The sequence below is a fragment of the Streptomyces zagrosensis genome (genome assembly GCF_014203645.1).
Taxonomy (GTDB): Bacteria; Actinomycetota; Actinomycetes; order Streptomycetales; family Streptomycetaceae; genus Streptomyces; species Streptomyces zagrosensis.
Map to the genome: position 1 here is coordinate 189,489 of NZ_JACHJL010000010.1, position 15,209 is coordinate 204,697.

14 protein-coding genes are annotated in these 15,209 nt (G+C 69.7%); 9 read left to right on the top strand and 5 right to left on the bottom strand.

The annotated features are described in order from the left end of the window. Positions 1-47: 47 nt before the first annotated feature. Positions 48-959 (top strand): non-homologous end-joining DNA ligase, encoded by a 912-nt coding sequence (ligD, locus tag FHS42_RS19960; RefSeq protein ID WP_184573792.1) that lies wholly within the window; start codon positions 48-50, stop codon positions 957-959. Between the two features lie 232 nt (positions 960-1,191). On the opposite strand, the gene FHS42_RS19965 is transcribed toward ligD, so the two are convergent. Further along, the gene (locus FHS42_RS19965; RefSeq protein WP_184573794.1) at positions 1,192-2,178 is read right to left on the bottom strand and encodes a PRC and DUF2382 domain-containing protein; all 987 of its coding nucleotides are present in this window, start codon (positions 2,176-2,178) and stop codon (positions 1,192-1,194) included. A gap of 470 nt (positions 2,179-2,648) precedes the next feature. Then, the gene (locus FHS42_RS19970; protein ID WP_184573797.1) at positions 2,649-3,875 is read right to left on the bottom strand and encodes an acyl-CoA dehydrogenase family protein; all 1,227 of its coding nucleotides are present in this window, start codon (positions 3,873-3,875) and stop codon (positions 2,649-2,651) included. A 160-nt stretch (positions 3,876-4,035) separates the two neighbouring features. Between FHS42_RS19970 and FHS42_RS19975 the strand changes: the two genes are divergently transcribed. Then, complete coding sequence (locus FHS42_RS19975; protein WP_184573800.1) at positions 4,036-4,689, top strand: TetR/AcrR family transcriptional regulator; 654 nt, start codon at positions 4,036-4,038, stop codon at positions 4,687-4,689. Between the two features lie 65 nt (positions 4,690-4,754). Here FHS42_RS19975 and def read toward each other — a convergent pair whose 3' ends face one another. Next, positions 4,755-5,306 carry a peptide deformylase gene (def, locus tag FHS42_RS19980; RefSeq protein ID WP_184573803.1) on the bottom strand — a complete coding sequence of 184 codons (552 nt, stop codon included), beginning with the start codon at positions 5,304-5,306 and terminating at the stop codon, positions 4,755-4,757. A gap of 211 nt (positions 5,307-5,517) precedes the next feature. On the opposite strand from def, the gene FHS42_RS19985 reads away from it, so the two are divergent. From FHS42_RS19985 to FHS42_RS20005, 5 genes are all read left to right on the top strand, one after another. After that, a complete protein-coding gene (locus FHS42_RS19985) occupies positions 5,518-6,756 on the top strand; it encodes a Mur ligase family protein (RefSeq protein WP_184573807.1) in 1,239 nt (412 codons plus the stop codon). A gap of 123 nt (positions 6,757-6,879) precedes the next feature. Then, positions 6,880-7,608, top strand: a complete 729-nt coding sequence (locus tag FHS42_RS19990) for a type 1 glutamine amidotransferase (protein ID WP_184573810.1) — start codon at positions 6,880-6,882, stop codon at positions 7,606-7,608. Between the two features lie 107 nt (positions 7,609-7,715). Beyond that, complete coding sequence (locus FHS42_RS19995; protein ID WP_184573812.1) at positions 7,716-8,741, top strand: 6-phosphofructokinase; 1,026 nt, start codon at positions 7,716-7,718, stop codon at positions 8,739-8,741. Positions 8,742-8,984: 243 nt separating this feature from the next. Continuing rightward, the gene (locus FHS42_RS20000) at positions 8,985-9,947 is read left to right on the top strand and encodes a cytochrome c oxidase assembly protein (protein ID WP_184573814.1); all 963 of its coding nucleotides are present in this window, start codon (positions 8,985-8,987) and stop codon (positions 9,945-9,947) included. A gap of 99 nt (positions 9,948-10,046) precedes the next feature. Then, entirely contained in the window at positions 10,047-10,205 is a 159-nt protein-coding gene (locus FHS42_RS20005; protein WP_184573817.1) for a hypothetical protein, read from the top strand. Between the two features lie 116 nt (positions 10,206-10,321). Here FHS42_RS20005 and FHS42_RS20010 read toward each other — a convergent pair whose 3' ends face one another. Beyond that, the gene (locus FHS42_RS20010) at positions 10,322-11,305 is read right to left on the bottom strand and encodes a helix-turn-helix transcriptional regulator (RefSeq protein WP_184573820.1); all 984 of its coding nucleotides are present in this window, start codon (positions 11,303-11,305) and stop codon (positions 10,322-10,324) included. Between the two features lie 102 nt (positions 11,306-11,407). Between FHS42_RS20010 and FHS42_RS20015 the strand changes: the two genes are divergently transcribed. Both FHS42_RS20015 and FHS42_RS20020 read left to right on the top strand, forming a co-directional pair. Beyond that, entirely contained in the window at positions 11,408-11,815 is a 408-nt protein-coding gene (locus tag FHS42_RS20015; RefSeq protein WP_184573822.1) for a DUF3224 domain-containing protein, read from the top strand. Positions 11,816-12,017: 202 nt separating this feature from the next. Next, entirely contained in the window at positions 12,018-13,151 is a 1,134-nt protein-coding gene (locus tag FHS42_RS20020; protein ID WP_184573824.1) for an NAD-dependent epimerase/dehydratase family protein, read from the top strand. 367 nt (positions 13,152-13,518) lie between these two features. Here FHS42_RS20020 and FHS42_RS20025 read toward each other — a convergent pair whose 3' ends face one another. Then, positions 13,519-15,168, bottom strand: a complete 1,650-nt coding sequence (locus tag FHS42_RS20025) for an alpha/beta hydrolase (protein ID WP_312866958.1) — start codon at positions 15,166-15,168, stop codon at positions 13,519-13,521. Positions 15,169-15,209 lie beyond the last annotated feature (41 nt).

Sequence of the window (15,209 nt, forward strand, 5' to 3'; positions counted from 1 at the left end):
CGCGCGCGTCGGCATAGTTCGCGGGCGTGCGTGGGAGGGTCCACACCATGTCCGCAGCCCCCGACCGGCAGGCCGTGCAGGTGGACGGCCATCGGCTGGCCCTGACCCATCTCCGTAAGACGCTCTTCCCGGCCTCGGAGCACACCAAGGCCGAGCTCTTGCACTACTACGCACGCATCGCGGAGCTGATGCTGCCACACACCACTGACCGGGCGGCGTCCTTCGTGCGGGCCCCGGACGGCGTGGAGGGCGAGCGCTGGTACGCGAAGAATCCGCCGCCGGGCGCTCCCGAGTGGGTGACCATCACCTCAGTGCCCGGCACGGAGGGCCCAGCTCCGTATGTCGTCGTGGACTCGACCGCGACCTTGGTGGCGATGGCCAACCTCGGGGCGTATGAGGTGCATGTGCCGCAGTGGACGACCAGCACCGGGCCCGATGTGCACGACCGCATCGTCTTCGACCTCGATCCGGGCCCCGGCACCGATGTCACCGACTGCTGCCGCGTAGCGCTTCCGCTGCGTGACGCGCTCGCCGCCGACGGTCTGACGGCCTGTGCGGTCACCTCCGGTTCCAAGGGCCTGCACCTGTACGTGCCGCTGGAGCCGACCCCTGGCGACGCCGCGGTGGCCTATGCCAAGCGGATGGCCGGGCGGATGCGCGCGCAGTTGCCGGATCTCGCGGTGGCGACGATGGCGCGCGCCGCGCGGCACGGCAAGGTGTTCATCGACTGGTCGCAGAACACCTCGGCGAAGACCACGGCCGCGCCGTACACACTGCGCGTCCGCGACCGCCCGGGCGTTGCGACGCCGATCGACTGGGACGAGGTCGCCTCGTGCGAGCAGTCCGCCGTGTTGCGCTTCGGGCCCGATGAGGTGCTGGAGCGCATCGACGGGCCCGGCCCCGATCCGCTGGCACCGCTCACCGATAAGTCGGCACGCGCACCACTGCCTGACGACTGAAGGGTCGCCAGGTGGGCACCACACGGCCGCCTGGTGCCCCCACGAGACGGCTGCGGCTCACGCACGGCGAGGGCCGCGGCGTGAACGGCCACCCGCGTCCGCGGCCTGCGCCGCGCACGCCGAGGTCTCCGCCGCTGTCGGGGTGCGGCGGAGACCATCGGGCGGTCGCTGGGTCATGTACTTACTGGTTGGCCCGTTGGTCGGGGAGTTCCTTAGCGGAGGGACGGCCGGGTCATCGCAGGCCCTCGGGCCCCCCCTTGCCGCGGCGAGCGCGCTCGGTGCCCTCGCCACCTTCGTACTCGACCTCCTCCTTGCGGAGCTGCGCCGAGATCTCCTCCTGCTCGGTGACCCGCTCGGTCTCCAACCGGACGCGCTCCACCGGCACGGTCTCCTTGCGGACCACGGCCTGCTCCCCGTGCAGCGTGATTTCCACCTGCCCGGCCTCGATCCGCCCCGCGCGACTGTGCCGTCCCGCGTCCTCGGCGGAAATCGGCTCACGGGTGAGGTGGACCTCTTCGTGGCTCAGGGGCACGGTGCGGGTCACGTCCTCGGTGACCACGTGCTTACGTAGCCGGGCGCGGCCGGTCTCGTGCTCCTCTGTGCCGACCCGGAGCTGTTCCTCGGACAGGATCATCTCCTGGACGCCTTCCTTGGCCTCGCGGGCTGCCCTGGCGTCCCGAGCGGACTTCCCGGTTTCCTCGCCCCCTTCGGCGCTGCGCCCGGCGCCGGCGCCGACGAGCTTGGGGCCCTGAGCCTCGGCGCGCTGGCCGGAGTTTCCCATTCCGTATCCGGCAGCCCCGGCGACGCCGCTGCTGGCGGCGTTGGCGTCGCTGCCCATGGCAGTGCCGGTGCCGCCTGCGGTGCCCGCGGCTTGCCCTTGGCCCGTGGTCCGCCGCCCTGGCTGCTTGAGGCCGTAGTGTCGGTAGAGCTCCGTTTCCTCCTCCGGCGACAGGTGCCCTGCGGCATCGATGCGCGGAGCGTCCTTGATTTCGTCCTTGCTGTACGGAACCCGCAGGTCACCGCCCGAGTGCTGGGCGCCCGCGAGCGGGACGAAGGTCTCCTTCATGCCGAAGAGTCCGGTACGAACCGTTATCCATTCCGGAACGCCGGTGATGTCATCGCTGTACACCTGCTGCACCGATCCGACCTTTTGGCCATCCGGGTCAACCACGTGCATGCCTGACAGCTCCTGCGGGGTGTCGCCCTGGGGTGCAGTCATCGCCACTGTCTCCTTTCGCGCGAAGCACGCGCCAACACGGCTGGGCGTGCTTCTCTCCATTGCGCGCGTCCAGCAAGCGCACGGCGACCGCAGGCGCCCCTCACGACGCCGGCCACCACCTCGCCGGGACGCGTCTCGGGGCTCTATGAGCGCTCCATACCGGGGCGATCCAGGAAATTGAGACGTACTCCGTTCGAGTGAACGCATGGCGCGACTTATGGGGCATTGTTGGACGTGTCGCTCGCAGCGCACCACGGAGCAGATAGGAGGCGGCGGGGCAAGGGAGCAGTGCGCGGTTGCAGGCCGCGCAGGTGGAAGACCAAACGGCGTGGGGGCGGCGCCCGTGCGGGGCGCCGCCCCCACGCCGCGCGGTAGGGGTGAAACGGTCCGGCCGCCGACCGGCGGTGGGGCGCGGTGACAGCGCCGTGACCCGCCCGCTGGCAGCGGTGGGCGGCTACGGCGCCGCCGCGTCAGCGGATGGGCATCCCGGCCAGGGTGCGAGCGATGACCAGGCGCTGGATCTCGCTGGTCCCCTCGAAAATGGTGTAGATCGCGCTGTCGCGGTGCATGCGCTCGACCGGGTACTCGCGGGTGTAGCCGTTGCCACCGAAGATCTGTATCGCCTGGGCCGTGACCTTCTTGGCGGTCTCGCTGGCGAACAGCTTCGACATGGAGCCCTCGGCTGAGGTGAACGGCTTGCCGGCCGATGCCATCCAGGAGGCGCGCCACACCAGCAGCCGGGCCGCGTCGATCTGGGTACGCATGTCGGCGAGTTGGAAGGCGACGCCTTGGTTGTCGATGATCGGGCGGCCGAACTGGGTGCGGGTCTTGGCGTACTCCAGGGCTTCCTCGTACGCGGCACGCGCCGTGCCGACCGCCATCGCACCGACCGCCGGGCGCGAGGCCTCAAAGGTGGCCATGGCCGCGTTCTTCACCCGCTCACCCCCAGACCTGGCCTTCTCCTTGGCCCGGGCCAGCCGCTCGTCCAGCTTGCTCTTGCCGCCGAGCAGGCAACTGCCGGGGATGCGGACGTCCTCCAGGACCACCTCGGCCGTGTGCGAGGCGCGGATGCCGTGCTTGAGGAACTTCTGCCCCTGCGACAGGCCCGGGGTGTTCGGCGGGATGATGAAGGAGGCGTGTCCCTTCGAGCCCAACTCGGGGTCCACGACGGCGACCACGACATGGATGGTGGCGATGCCACCGTTGGTCGCCCAGGTCTTGGTGCCGTTGAGCACCCACTCGTCCTTGGCCTCGTCGTAGACGGCGCGCGTGCGCATCGCGCCCACGTCCGAGCCGGCGTCGGGCTCCGATGAGCAAAAGGCACCGACCTTGACGTCGGACGCATCGCCGTACATCTGCGGCACCCAGGTGCCGATCTGCTCCTCGGTGCCGTTGGCCAGCACACCTACGGCGGCAAGCCCGGTACCGACGATGGACAGGGCGATGCCCGCGTCACCCCAAAAAAGTTCCTCCATGGTCATGGGGATGCCAAGACCGGTGGGATCGAAGAACTGCTGGGCGTAGAAATCCAACGAATACAGGCCGATCTTGGCGGCCTCTTGGATGATCGGCCAAGGGGTCTCCTCGCGCTCATCCCACTCAGCGGCAGCCGGGCGCATGACGTCCTGCGCGAATCCGTGAATCCAATCGCGTACGGACTTCTGTTCATCGTTGAGTTCGAAAGAGAACTCCGGCATGATCCCCTCCAGCCGTTCATTACCTACGGTAACAGGAGTCTGTTACTCATCAGTAGCTGGTGTCAACTCCCTGGTCGCAGGGCCGGTTCCCGGCACCCGTCCCAGGCGGAGTGTTACGTTTCGCGGGCGGTACGGAACACCGGGGGTGGGAGGCACGACCATGGACACCACACAGCGCGATGAGCAGCAGCGCGCCACCGAGGCGCGCAGACGCGAACTGCTGGAGGCCGCAGACAGAGTGGTGTTGCGCGAGGGCCCCGGAGCCTCGATGAACGCCATCGCTGCCGAGGCCGGGATCACCAAGCCGATCCTCTACCGGCACTTCGGCGACAAGGGCGGCTTGTACCGTGCGCTCGCCGTCCGACACACCGATGCCCTGCTCGCCGCCCTGCGTGCGGCCCTGGACGCCCCGGCTCGCCGCCGGGCCCGGGTCGAGGCCACCTTGGACACCTACCTCGCGGCGATCGAGGCCCGGCCGCAGGTCTACCGCTTCCTCATGCACCCGGCCGACGACCAGAGCGAGGGCCAACAGCCCGAAGGCGGCTTCGACGTCGGGCGGCACACCGCCCCGCTGCTGCGCAGGCTCGGCGAGGAGTTGGCCCAGGTGATCGCCGAGCGGGTGGATCTCGGTCCCGGCAGCGACGAAAAGGCCCGGGTATGGGGGCATGGCATCGTCGGCATGATGCACGCCGCGGGCGACTGGTGGCTTGGGGAACGCCCCTTGCCCCGCGAGCAGTTGGTCAGCCACCTGACGGATCTGTTGTGGGGACAGCTCGCCGTCGCGGGCGACCGGGTGGGCGGCCCGGCGTTCTAGGCGGCCAGCGCACGGCCGCACCGCAACTCCCCGGCGCCAACCGGCCCGGCCGCGCGCCTGGCTCGTTACTCGGGTGCTGGGGTCGCCCACGGCGCCCGAGCCGCCGCGCGCAGCGCACGGCGCCTGCGGCGGTCGTCGAGCCGGTCGGTGAACAGCTTGCCGTCCAGGTGATCGCACTCATGCTGGAGGCAGCGGGCGAAGAAGCCGCTGCCCTCGACGCGTAGCGGATCGCCGTCCGCGTTGACGCCCTCCACCGCGGCGTAGTCACAACGGGGCGTGCCGGCCTCGATCCCCGGCAGCGACAGACACCCCTCGGGGCCCCGGATGATCAGTCCGTCCAGGTCCACAAGACGGGGGTTGACGAGGTATCCCAACTGTCGCTGGTCCTCGTCGTCGGGGCAGTCGTAGACGAACACCCGCAGCGCAACGCCGATCTGATTGGCCGCGAGGCCGACGCCTGCTGCCGCGTACATCGTTGCGTACATGTCCTCGATGAGCCGGGCGAGGTCGAATCCGAACTCCGTCACCTCTACACACGGCTCAGCCAGCTGCGGGTCCCCCAGTAGCCGCAGCGGCCGTACCCGCCCCGAGCTGCCGGGGATCGCACCAGTTCGCATGCGCACAAGGGTACGGTTCACCACCGGTGACCAGGCTCCAGCCTGCGGACGCTTACGCCGTGCGCAGGTGGCGGGGTTCGGGCCAGCGTCCGGATCTCGATAGGCTGAACCTCGACCGTAGCCTCCCGGCTGGCGATCCGGCACCAAGGGGGCGTTTCACCGGCAGCCCCGGGGGCGGGCACCGTGCCGGACGCAAGGAGGAACAAGGACGATGGCAGGCAACACGGAGCCGCTGCCGCCGCGCGCCAAACTGGCCGTGACGGCGGGTAAGGCAGCAGCGGCGGTGTCGCGGGTCGCTGGTCGCGGCAGCGGATCGGTGATCGGGGGGAAGGTCTCCCTCAGACTCGACCCAGACCTGCTGGCCCGGCTGGCGCGGCATCTGGACGTGATCCTCGTCTCCGCGACGAACGGCAAGACGACCACCACCCGGCTGATCGCCGAGGCGCTGCGGGCCAGCGGCCCGGTCGTCTCCAATGCGCTGGGCGCCAACATGCCCGCCGGCATCACCTCAGCCCTCGCCGGCGGTTCCGACGCCAGGTACGGCGTCATTGAGGTGGACGAGAAGTACCTGGCCGGTGTCGCCAGGGACACCACGCCGAAGGCCATAGCGCTGCTGAACCTCTCGCGCGACCAGTTGGACCGGGCCGCCGAGACCCGGATGCTCGCCGAGAAGTGGCGCGAGGGTCTGGCCGGCACGAAGGCCACGATCATCGCCAACGCGGATGACCCGCTCATCGTCTGGGCGGCCTCCTCAAGCCCGAACGTGGTGTGGGTTGCGGCCGGTCAGGAGTGGAAGGACGACGCCTGGTCCTGCCCGTCCTGTGGTGGCGTGCTCCAGCGCCCCGGCGACGACTGGGGCTGTGCCGACTGCGGCTTCCGCCGCCCGCACGCCACCTGGGCCTTGAACGGTGACTACGTCCTTGACCCGCAGGGCTCGGCATGGCCCATCCACCTCCAACTCCCCGGCCGCGCCAACAAGGCGAACGCGGCCACCTCCGCCGCCGTCGCCGCTACCTTCGGGGTGCCGCCGCAGGTCGCGCTGGAGCGGATGTACGCGGTGCAGGCGATCGCCGGCCGCTACGACGTCGTCACCTTCCTCGACCGTCAACTTCGGCTGCTGCTCGCCAAGAACCCGGCTGGCTGGCTGGAAACCTTCTCGCTCATCGACCCGCCACCGACGCCGGTGATCTTGTCGGTCAACGCGCGCGGCGCGGACGGCACCGATACCTCGTGGCTGTGGGACGTGGACTACACCCGGCTCGCCGGCCATCCGATCATGGTGATCGGTGACCGGAAACTGGACCTCGCGGTGCGCCTTGAGGTCGCCGGGCTCGACTTCCGGGTCTGTGAGAACACGGACGAGGCGGTACGGATGGCCCCGCCTGGTCGGATCGAAGTCATCGCCAACTACACCGCCTTCCAGGATCTGCGCCGCCGCGTCGGCAACTAGCGCCACTCGCAGCGGATCGCTCTCCTCCCCGCGCCGCGAGCGCCGGCGCGGGGGTCGGTCCGCCGCAGCGCAGATCCGACGCCGCAACGCCACCGAACCGCTGAAGCACAAAGGATGCCGAGGATGAGCCAGAACAGTCTGCGCCTGGTGTGGGTCTACCCCGACCTGCTGAGCACGTACGGAGACCAGGGCAACGCACTGGTCGTAGAGCGGCGTGCCCGTCAGCGCCACCTGAACGTGTCGCGCGTTGACGTACGCTCCGACCAGCCGATCCCCACCTCCGGGGACATCTATCTGATCGGCGGCGGCGAAGACAGGCCGCAGCGGCTCGCGGCCGAGCGGCTGCGCCGCGACGGGGGCATCAACCGCGCGGTGTCCAACGGCGCGATCGTCTTCTCGGTGTGCGCCGGCTACCAGATCCTCGGCCACGAGTTCGTCAACGACCTCGGACAGCGCGAGCAGGGGCTCGGTCTGCTGGATGTGATCAGCACCCGTGGCGAGGGTGAGCGGTGCGTGGGCGATGTGCTCGGCGACATCGACGACCGGCTCGGGCTGCCGCCGCTGACCGGCTTCGAAAACCACCAGGGCGTCACGCACATGGGCCCCACCGCCCGGCCCTTCGCCCGCGTACGACTTGGCAAGGGCAATGGCACCGGTGACGGCACTGAAGGCGCCTGGAACGACACGGTGTTCGGCACCTACATGCACGGCCCGGTGCTCGCCCGCAATCCGCAGATCGCCGACCTGCTGCTGAAGCTGGCACTCGATGTCAACGCGCTGCCGCCAGTGGACGATCGGTGGTATGAGGCGCTGCGCAGCGAGCGTACGGCCGCGGCGACTCAGACCGCATGACGGACACTCGCCCCTGAAGACCGCCGCGCGCTTGTAGGCTGGCCGCGATCCAACCGGACGACGGGGTCCGGTCGTCGTCCGGTTGAGTTGCAGAGGTATCACGGACCATGCGTATTGGTGTGCTCACTTCCGGCGGTGACTGCCCCGGTCTCAACGCCGTCATCAGGTCGATCGTCCATCGGGCGGTTGCCGACCACGGCGATGAGGTCGTGGGGTTCCACGACGGCTGGCGGGGCCTTCTCGAAGCTGACTACCGCAAACTCGACCTCGACGCGGTCGGCGGCATCCTCGCCCTCGGCGGCACCATCCTTGGCTCCTCGCGCGTACGGCCCGAGCACTTGCGGGACGGGGTCGAACGGGCCCGCGGCCACGTCGCCGACCTTGGGCTCGACGCGATCATTCCGATCGGCGGCGAGGGCACCCTCAAGGCGGCCCGCCTGCTGTCGGACGCGGGACTGCCCATCGTCGGCGTACCCAAGACCATCGACAACGACATCGCCTCGACCGATGTGACGTTCGGCTTCGACACGGCGGTCGGGGTCGCCACCGAGGCCCTGGACCGGCTCAAGACGACCGCCGAGTCACACCAGCGGGTGCTCATCGTCGAGGTCATGGGGCGGCACACCGGCTGGATCGCGCTGCATTCGGGAATGGCCGCCGGTGCGCACGCCATCGTCGTGCCAGAGCGCCCGTTCGACATCGGTGAACTGGCCGAGTTGGTGGGCCGACGCTTCCAGGCCGGTAAGAGGTTCGCGATCGTCGTGGTCGCTGAGGGCGCCAAGCCGCGCGAGGGCTCCATGGAGTTCGACATCGGCGGCAAGGACGTCTACGGCCATGAGCGATTCGCCGGGGTGGCCAGGCAGCTTTCCCTGGAACTGGAGGAGCGGCTGGGCAAGGAGGCGCGCCCGGTGATTCTCGGCCATGTGCAGCGCGGCGGCACGCCTACCGCGTACGACCGCGTGCTTGCCACCCGGTTCGGCTGGCACGCGGTGGAGGCGGCGCACCGGGGCGACTTCGGCATGATGACGGCGCTGCGCGGCACCCAGATCGTCCTGACCTCGCTGGCCGAGGCCGTGGAGCATCTCAAGACGGTGCCCATGGAGCGGTACGCGGAGGCGGAGTGCGTGCTGTGAGCTGAGCTTCGCTCGCGCCCTCTGGCGCTCGTCTCGCTCGTCTGTACCCTCACGTCCTCCTGTCCCTCCCGTCCCCTCCGTCCCCTCCGTCCTTCCATCCTCCCGCTTCCTTTCGGCCGCCTCGGGGCGGCCCTCGCGCCCGGTTGCTCCGCCGTCCGCGCGCCGACCGCCCCCGGCCCACGACGCGGCCGGGGGCGGCTCTAGTCTGGTGTGAGCGTTTGCGGCCAAATGAGGAGAGAGCGGATGGATCACGGCGGGCACGGCATGGACATGAATTTGCCGCCGTTCACCCTGGCTCGCGGGTTGGAGTACAGCAGCGAGCCGTTCTTTCTGATCGGCTGCGTGCTGGGCCTGGTCCTTTACGGGTGGGGCGTATGGCGACTACAGCGGCGCGGCGACAGTTGGTCGATCATGCGCACCGCCGCCTTCACCATCGGCGTGCTCAGCGTCGCGCTGGTGATGTGCACCAAGCTCAATGACTACGGCATGGTCATGTTCAGCGTGCACATGGTGCAGCACATGGTGATCAGCATGCTGTCGCCCATTTTGCTGCTGCTCGGCGCGCCGGTGACGCTAGCTCTACGAGCGCTGCCTGCCGGGCGGGGGCGCGCTGGGCGGGGCGGCCCGGGACCGCGCGAACTGCTCGTGTCCCTGCTGCACAGCCGCTACATGCAGATCATCACGCATCCGGCCTTCACGATCCCGCTGTTCATCGCGAGCCTGTACGGGCTGTATTTCTCGCCGATCTTCGATTTCCTCATGGAGAGCACGACGGGCCATATCGCGATGATGGTGCACTTCCTCGCGGTCGGCCTGATCTTCTTCTGGCCGATCATGGGCGTGGACCCCGGCCCGCACCGGCCTGGCTACGTCATGCGGATGCTGGAGCTGTTTGCCGGGATGCCGTTCCATGCCTTCTTCGGCATCGCACTGATGATGGCGTCCGAGCCGATGGTGGGCACCTACAAGAACCCTCCTAGCTCACTGAACATCGACGCGCTCTCGGACCAGAACGCGGCGGGCGGCATCGCCTGGGCCTTCAGCGAGATTCCCTCTGTTCTGGTGCTCATCGCGCTGATCTTCCAGTGGTACAAGACCGAGCAGCGCACCGCTCGCCGGGCAGACCGGGTCGCCGACCGGGACGGCGACAAGGAGCTGAACGCCTACAACGACTACCTGGCGTCGTTGCAGACCCGGAGCCGATAGCCGGACCGAGCGCTAGCGGCAACGCCCCTGCCCGAGAGACGATGGCCTCCTGGCCGTGGTCGGGGCGTGCGCCTCGGCCGCCATGAGGAGGTTGCGGGGATGCCCGGATCTGCGAAGGCGATGGCGATATTCACGGTGGGCGGCCTGGTCATGGTGACCGCCTACACCGTGGCGCTGGGAAGCAATGGCTGGCTGTGGTTCGGCTGGGTCGTGCTCGGTCTGCTGACCGTGGGTGTGGTGGCCGCACGGGGCACCTGAAGGCAGGCCGCGATGGCTGCCTTAACTCGGAGATCACCTCTTTGGCGGCCACCCGAGCCCCGAACCGGTCTTTGAGGCGCCACCGCTCACCACAGAGCGCCGCGGCTTTCGCGAACTCAGGGCGCCGTTGCCCAGGGCGCCGCGTACCGGTTCGCCATGGCCGCCACAGCCTCCGCGACGGCCAGCCGCAACGCGACGGGTGCCAGCACCTCCGCCTCGGCGCCCAGCCTGAGCAGATCGCTCACCGCGACGGCCTGGGCCTCCACCGGCAGCTGCACCGACACCCAGCCTTCATCGTCCGGCGGTCCGGCGCTGTCCACGGCCCCCACGCCCGCCGCACCGAACTGCATGGGCAGCAGTTTCAGCGCCTGGGGAGAGACCCGCAGCCACGCCGTTCCCTGGTAGCGCGCGGCCTCCAGACTCCGCGAGGACTCCGCCCAGGAGGCGGCCAGATCGAATCCGGTCGGTCGTTGGAAGGTGTCGTCCGCCAGGTCCACGGCCAGTAACCGCGCTATGCGATAGGTGCGTACGGCCTCGTCCACCAACGCCACCAGGTACCAAATGCCGCCCTTGAGGACGATGCCGAGCGGGCGTAGCTCCCGGTGTACCTCGCCGCGCCATCGCCGGTAGTGCGCGCGCAGCACCCGCTGTTCCCATACCGCCTGCGCGACCAGCGCCAGATGAGGAACCGGGTCTGCGTCCCTGAACCATGCCGGCGCGTCCAGGTGGAAGCGGTCTTGAACGTGCTGGGTCCGCTCCGCCAGTGCGGCCGGGAGCGCGGCCCGCAGCTTGAGCTGAGCGGTTGCCAGGACCGCGCCGAGGCCAAGATCGTGCGCCGGCCCTGGTGCTCCGGCGAGAAAGAGCGAGCTGGCCTCGGCGTCGGTGAGCCCGGTCAGCCGCGTGCGGTAACCGTCGAGGAGGCGGTAGCCACCGGCCGGCCCGCGGTCGGCGCAGACCGGGATTCCCGAGGCACTGAGCGCCTCGATGTCCCGGTACACCGTGCGAATCGACACCTCCAGCTCCGCGGCGAGCTCGGGAGCGGTCAGCCGCCCACGGTTTTGGAGGAGTAGCAGCAGAGAAAGAAGCCGGTCGGCACGCATGGGGGCATTCTCCCGCCGTACCTGACAGAAGGTGTCAGGTACGGCCGACAGACTCATCACACGCCGCGGGACGTGCCCGAGCGGTCGATCGGAAGGACCTCCATGCCTACGCACACCACCGGCCACTTCACCTACGCCAACTGGGAGGAGCGCGCCATCACGGCGGAGGAGGCGAGCCCGAAGCTTGCCCACGCCTGTGTCACCAACACCTTCGTGGGCGGCATCGAGGCCGCCGACACCACCTGCGAATACACCATCGTCTACGCCACCGACGAGACCGGCACCTACACGGGCATGGAGGTGTTGGCTGGCCGGCTCGACGGGCGCAAGGGCACCTTCGTTGTCGAGGAGCGCGGCGGGTTCGACGCCGAAGGGACCGTGCGCTGCACCTTCGAGGTGGTGCCGGGAACCGGCACCGAAGAGCTGACCGGGCTACGCGGCACCGGAAGCTTCACCGTCAAGCGAGGTGAGCCCGCCATCGCCTACACCTTCGACTACACCCTGGGGTGAGCCCGCCGCGGGCCACGGCGGCCTTCCTGCTGCGGTTTCGCGCCCGGGCCCGGCGGGCAGTCTTCGGGGCAGTTGTCGGCGCCTGCCCCAGTTCGCGCCCCGTGCCACCCGCCCCACCCCCGGCACCATTGTGCTGACGGCGAATCCGCGGATGGCGAACGGCCCTGTTCAGCCGCGGCGGCTGCCCCGTAGCGTCCCGGCCATGATCACAGGAACGGCGGGACCAGAGAAGACAGCGGAGGTGGCGGCAGCCGCGGAAGGGCAGGCGCCGGGGCGAAATCGCGGAACGGCGCTCGTCCTTGGGGCGAACGGGCAGATCGGCCGGGCGGCAGTGCGCGCACTGGCCGCCGATGGCTGGCAGGTCCGGGCGGCCTCGCTCAGCGGCAACAGGGCTGAGGACTGGCCAACTGGAGCGGGTGAGGTGACGGCACTCGCTGTGGACCGGAACGACGATGCGGCGCTGGCCGCGGCGCTCGGCGACGGCTGCGATGTGTTGCTGGACTGTGTCGCCTACGGCGCGGCACACGCCGCCCAGTTGGCGTCGTTCGCGGACCGGATCGGTTCCGCCGTCGTCATTTCCACCGGCTCGGTGTACAAGGACGCCCAGGGGCGCACCTTCGATACCCAAGGCGAGCCGGACGGCTTCCCCAAGCTGCCGGTCCCCGTGCCCGAAACGCACCATACGCTGGCACCTGGCGACCAGAGCTACAGCGCCCGCAAGGTGGCTCTGGAGCAGGCGCTGCTCGCAGTCGCAGACCGGTTGCCGACGACGTTGCTGCGCGCCGGCGCCATCCACGGCCTGCACTGTCGTTCGCCGCGGGAGCTGTACTTCGTGGGGCGCGCTCTCGACGGGCGGCCGGTGCGGGTCCTCGCCCACCGAGGTGAGAGCCGCTTCCACCCGGTGCACGTCAACAACATCGCCGAGTTGGTGCGCCTCGCGGCCCGCAGGCCGGGCGCCCGGGTGCTCAATGCGGGCGATCCGCAGACGCCGACCGTCGCGGAGATCGCCACCGCCGTGGACGCGGTGCTGGGTGTGGAGAGCGAACTGGTCCTGGCGGACGGGGTGCCCGCTGCGGACGGCGTCGGGATGACGCCGTGGAGCGGGTCCCGGCCCGTGGTGTACGACATGTCGGCGGCCGAGCGGGAGTTGGGGTACCGCCCGGTGGCCACCTATGCGGAGACGCTGCCCGCCACGGTCGGCTGGATCGCCCGCCAACTGGAGGGCAGCGACTGGCGAACGGCGTTCCCCACGATGGTCAAAAGCTACGGCGAGGGCCTCTTCGACTATGCGGCCGAGGACGCGTGGCTCGCGGCGGGCCGACCCGTGGCCCCGTAGGGCGGCATTTCGCGCATCGGCAGCGGCGCATCGTTTCGCCGGCCGCCTCGCACGTGTGGTGTGCACCATGCTGCAACGCCGCCAAGCCCCCTCGGCGCGGATCACCTTCGCGCCGGCGGTTGCGTGAGCCGGTTGCGTACGGCAGTTGCGTGCAGCAGCCGGGGTCCGGGGCAGGTTCAGGGAAAGTGACGGCACACTGAGGGGCGACCGGTATCCGGTCGCCCCTCAGTGTTCGTCGTGCCGTCCCGGCCGCAAGGGAGCCTGGCGGGCCCGGTGTTGCAGGCCCGTCAGGCCCGCCGCGCAGGCCTGCCGCTCAGGCAGGTGCCGGTCGGGCAGGTGCCGGTCAGGCAGGGGCCGGTCGGGGGTGTCAGCGCACGACCCGCTCGGCTGCCAGCGGCGCCTTCGCCTTGGCAGTGCCCTCCGGCTTCGGGGTGGCGTGCGGGCCGCAGACCACGTCCTTGGCGTCCACGGTGCCGTGCAGCAGGTAGGCGTCCACCCGCTTGTTGATGCACGGGTTGAGCTCGGTGGTGACGCCGTGCGAGCCGGCGTCCTTCTCGGTGATCAGGCGCGAGCCCTTGAGGCGCTTGTGCAACTCCACGGCGCCCTCGTAGGGGGTGGCAGCGTCGCGGGTGCTCTGCACGATCAAGACCTTGCCGAGCCCACGGTGGGACGCGACGTTAACGGGGTTGTACTGCGGGCCTTCCCAGGTCGCGCAGGGCAGGTTCATCCAGGCGTTGGACCAGGTCAGGAACGGGTGGTCGCGGTGCAACTTGGTGTTGTCCCGATCCCACTTGCGCCAGCTCGTGGGCCACTTGGCGTCGGCGCACTCCACGGCCGTGTAGACCGCGTTGCCGTTCTCCGAGGCGATGTTGCCCTTGATGTTGGACATATCGGGGCCGGCTGCCTCAATGAGCGGCTTGTGGTCACCGGCGAGGTAGGCGCTCCACACCGAGGCGACCTCGGTCCATGCCGAGTCGTAGTACGGGGCGCTCTGGAAGAAACCGAGCAGCTCGGCCGGGCCGACGGCCCCACCGATCGGGTTCTTCTTCGCGGTCGCGCGCAGCTTCTCCCACTGCCGCTGGACCTTCGCCGGGGTGTTGCCGATGTGGTAGACGGAGTCGTAACGCGCGACCCACTTCTTCCAGTCGGTCCAGCGCATCTCGAAGGCGACGTCCTGGTCCAGGTTGGCCTGGTACCAGATCTTCTCCTGCGAGGGGTTCACGACGCTGTCCACGACCATGCGGCGCACATGCGTGGGGAACAGCGTGGCGTAGACGCCACCGAGGTAGGTGCCGTAGGAGACGCCGATGAAGTTGAGGCGCTTCTCCCCGAGCGCGGCACGGATGACATCCAGGTCGCGGGCGGTGTTCGGCGTCGTCATGTGGGGGAGCATGTCGCCGCTGCGCTCGGCGCAGCCCCGCGCGTATTTGGCGGCCAGCTTGCGCTGAACGCGCTTGTCGGCCTCGCTGTCGGGCACCGGGTCGAGCTTGGGGCCCTTGACGAACTCCTGCGGGTCCACGCAGGAAATCGGCGCTGAGCGGCCGACACCGCGCGGGTCGAACCCGACGAAGTCGTACGCCTTGGCGGTCTTCTGCCACAGCGGGGCCTTGGTCGTGACCCGCCTGGGGAAGCGCATCCCGGAGCCGCCGGGACCGCCGGGGTTGTACAGCAGCGCGCCCTGGCGTTCGCTGGCGGTGCCGGTGTTGCCCACCCGGTCCACCGCGATCTTGATCGTACGGCCGTGCGGCTTGGCGTAGTCGAGCGGAACGGTGACGTACCCACACTGGATCGGCTTCTCCAGGCCCCAGTCGGCCGGACAGTCCTTCCAGTGGATGCCGGTCGTTGCGGCCCGGGCGGCGGCGATCTTGACGCCGATGGCGGCGCGCTGCTCCGCGGACACTGCGGAGCGGTGGCTTGACCGCTCACCCGCATTGGCTACCGGGCTGGTCAAGGACCCGGCGACGAGGACGCCGGTCAGCACGGTGCCCGCCGCGCCGAATATCGCTGTTCTTTTCACGTAGGTACTCCCCCTACTTGGGTCGCCGTCGGTCAACGACG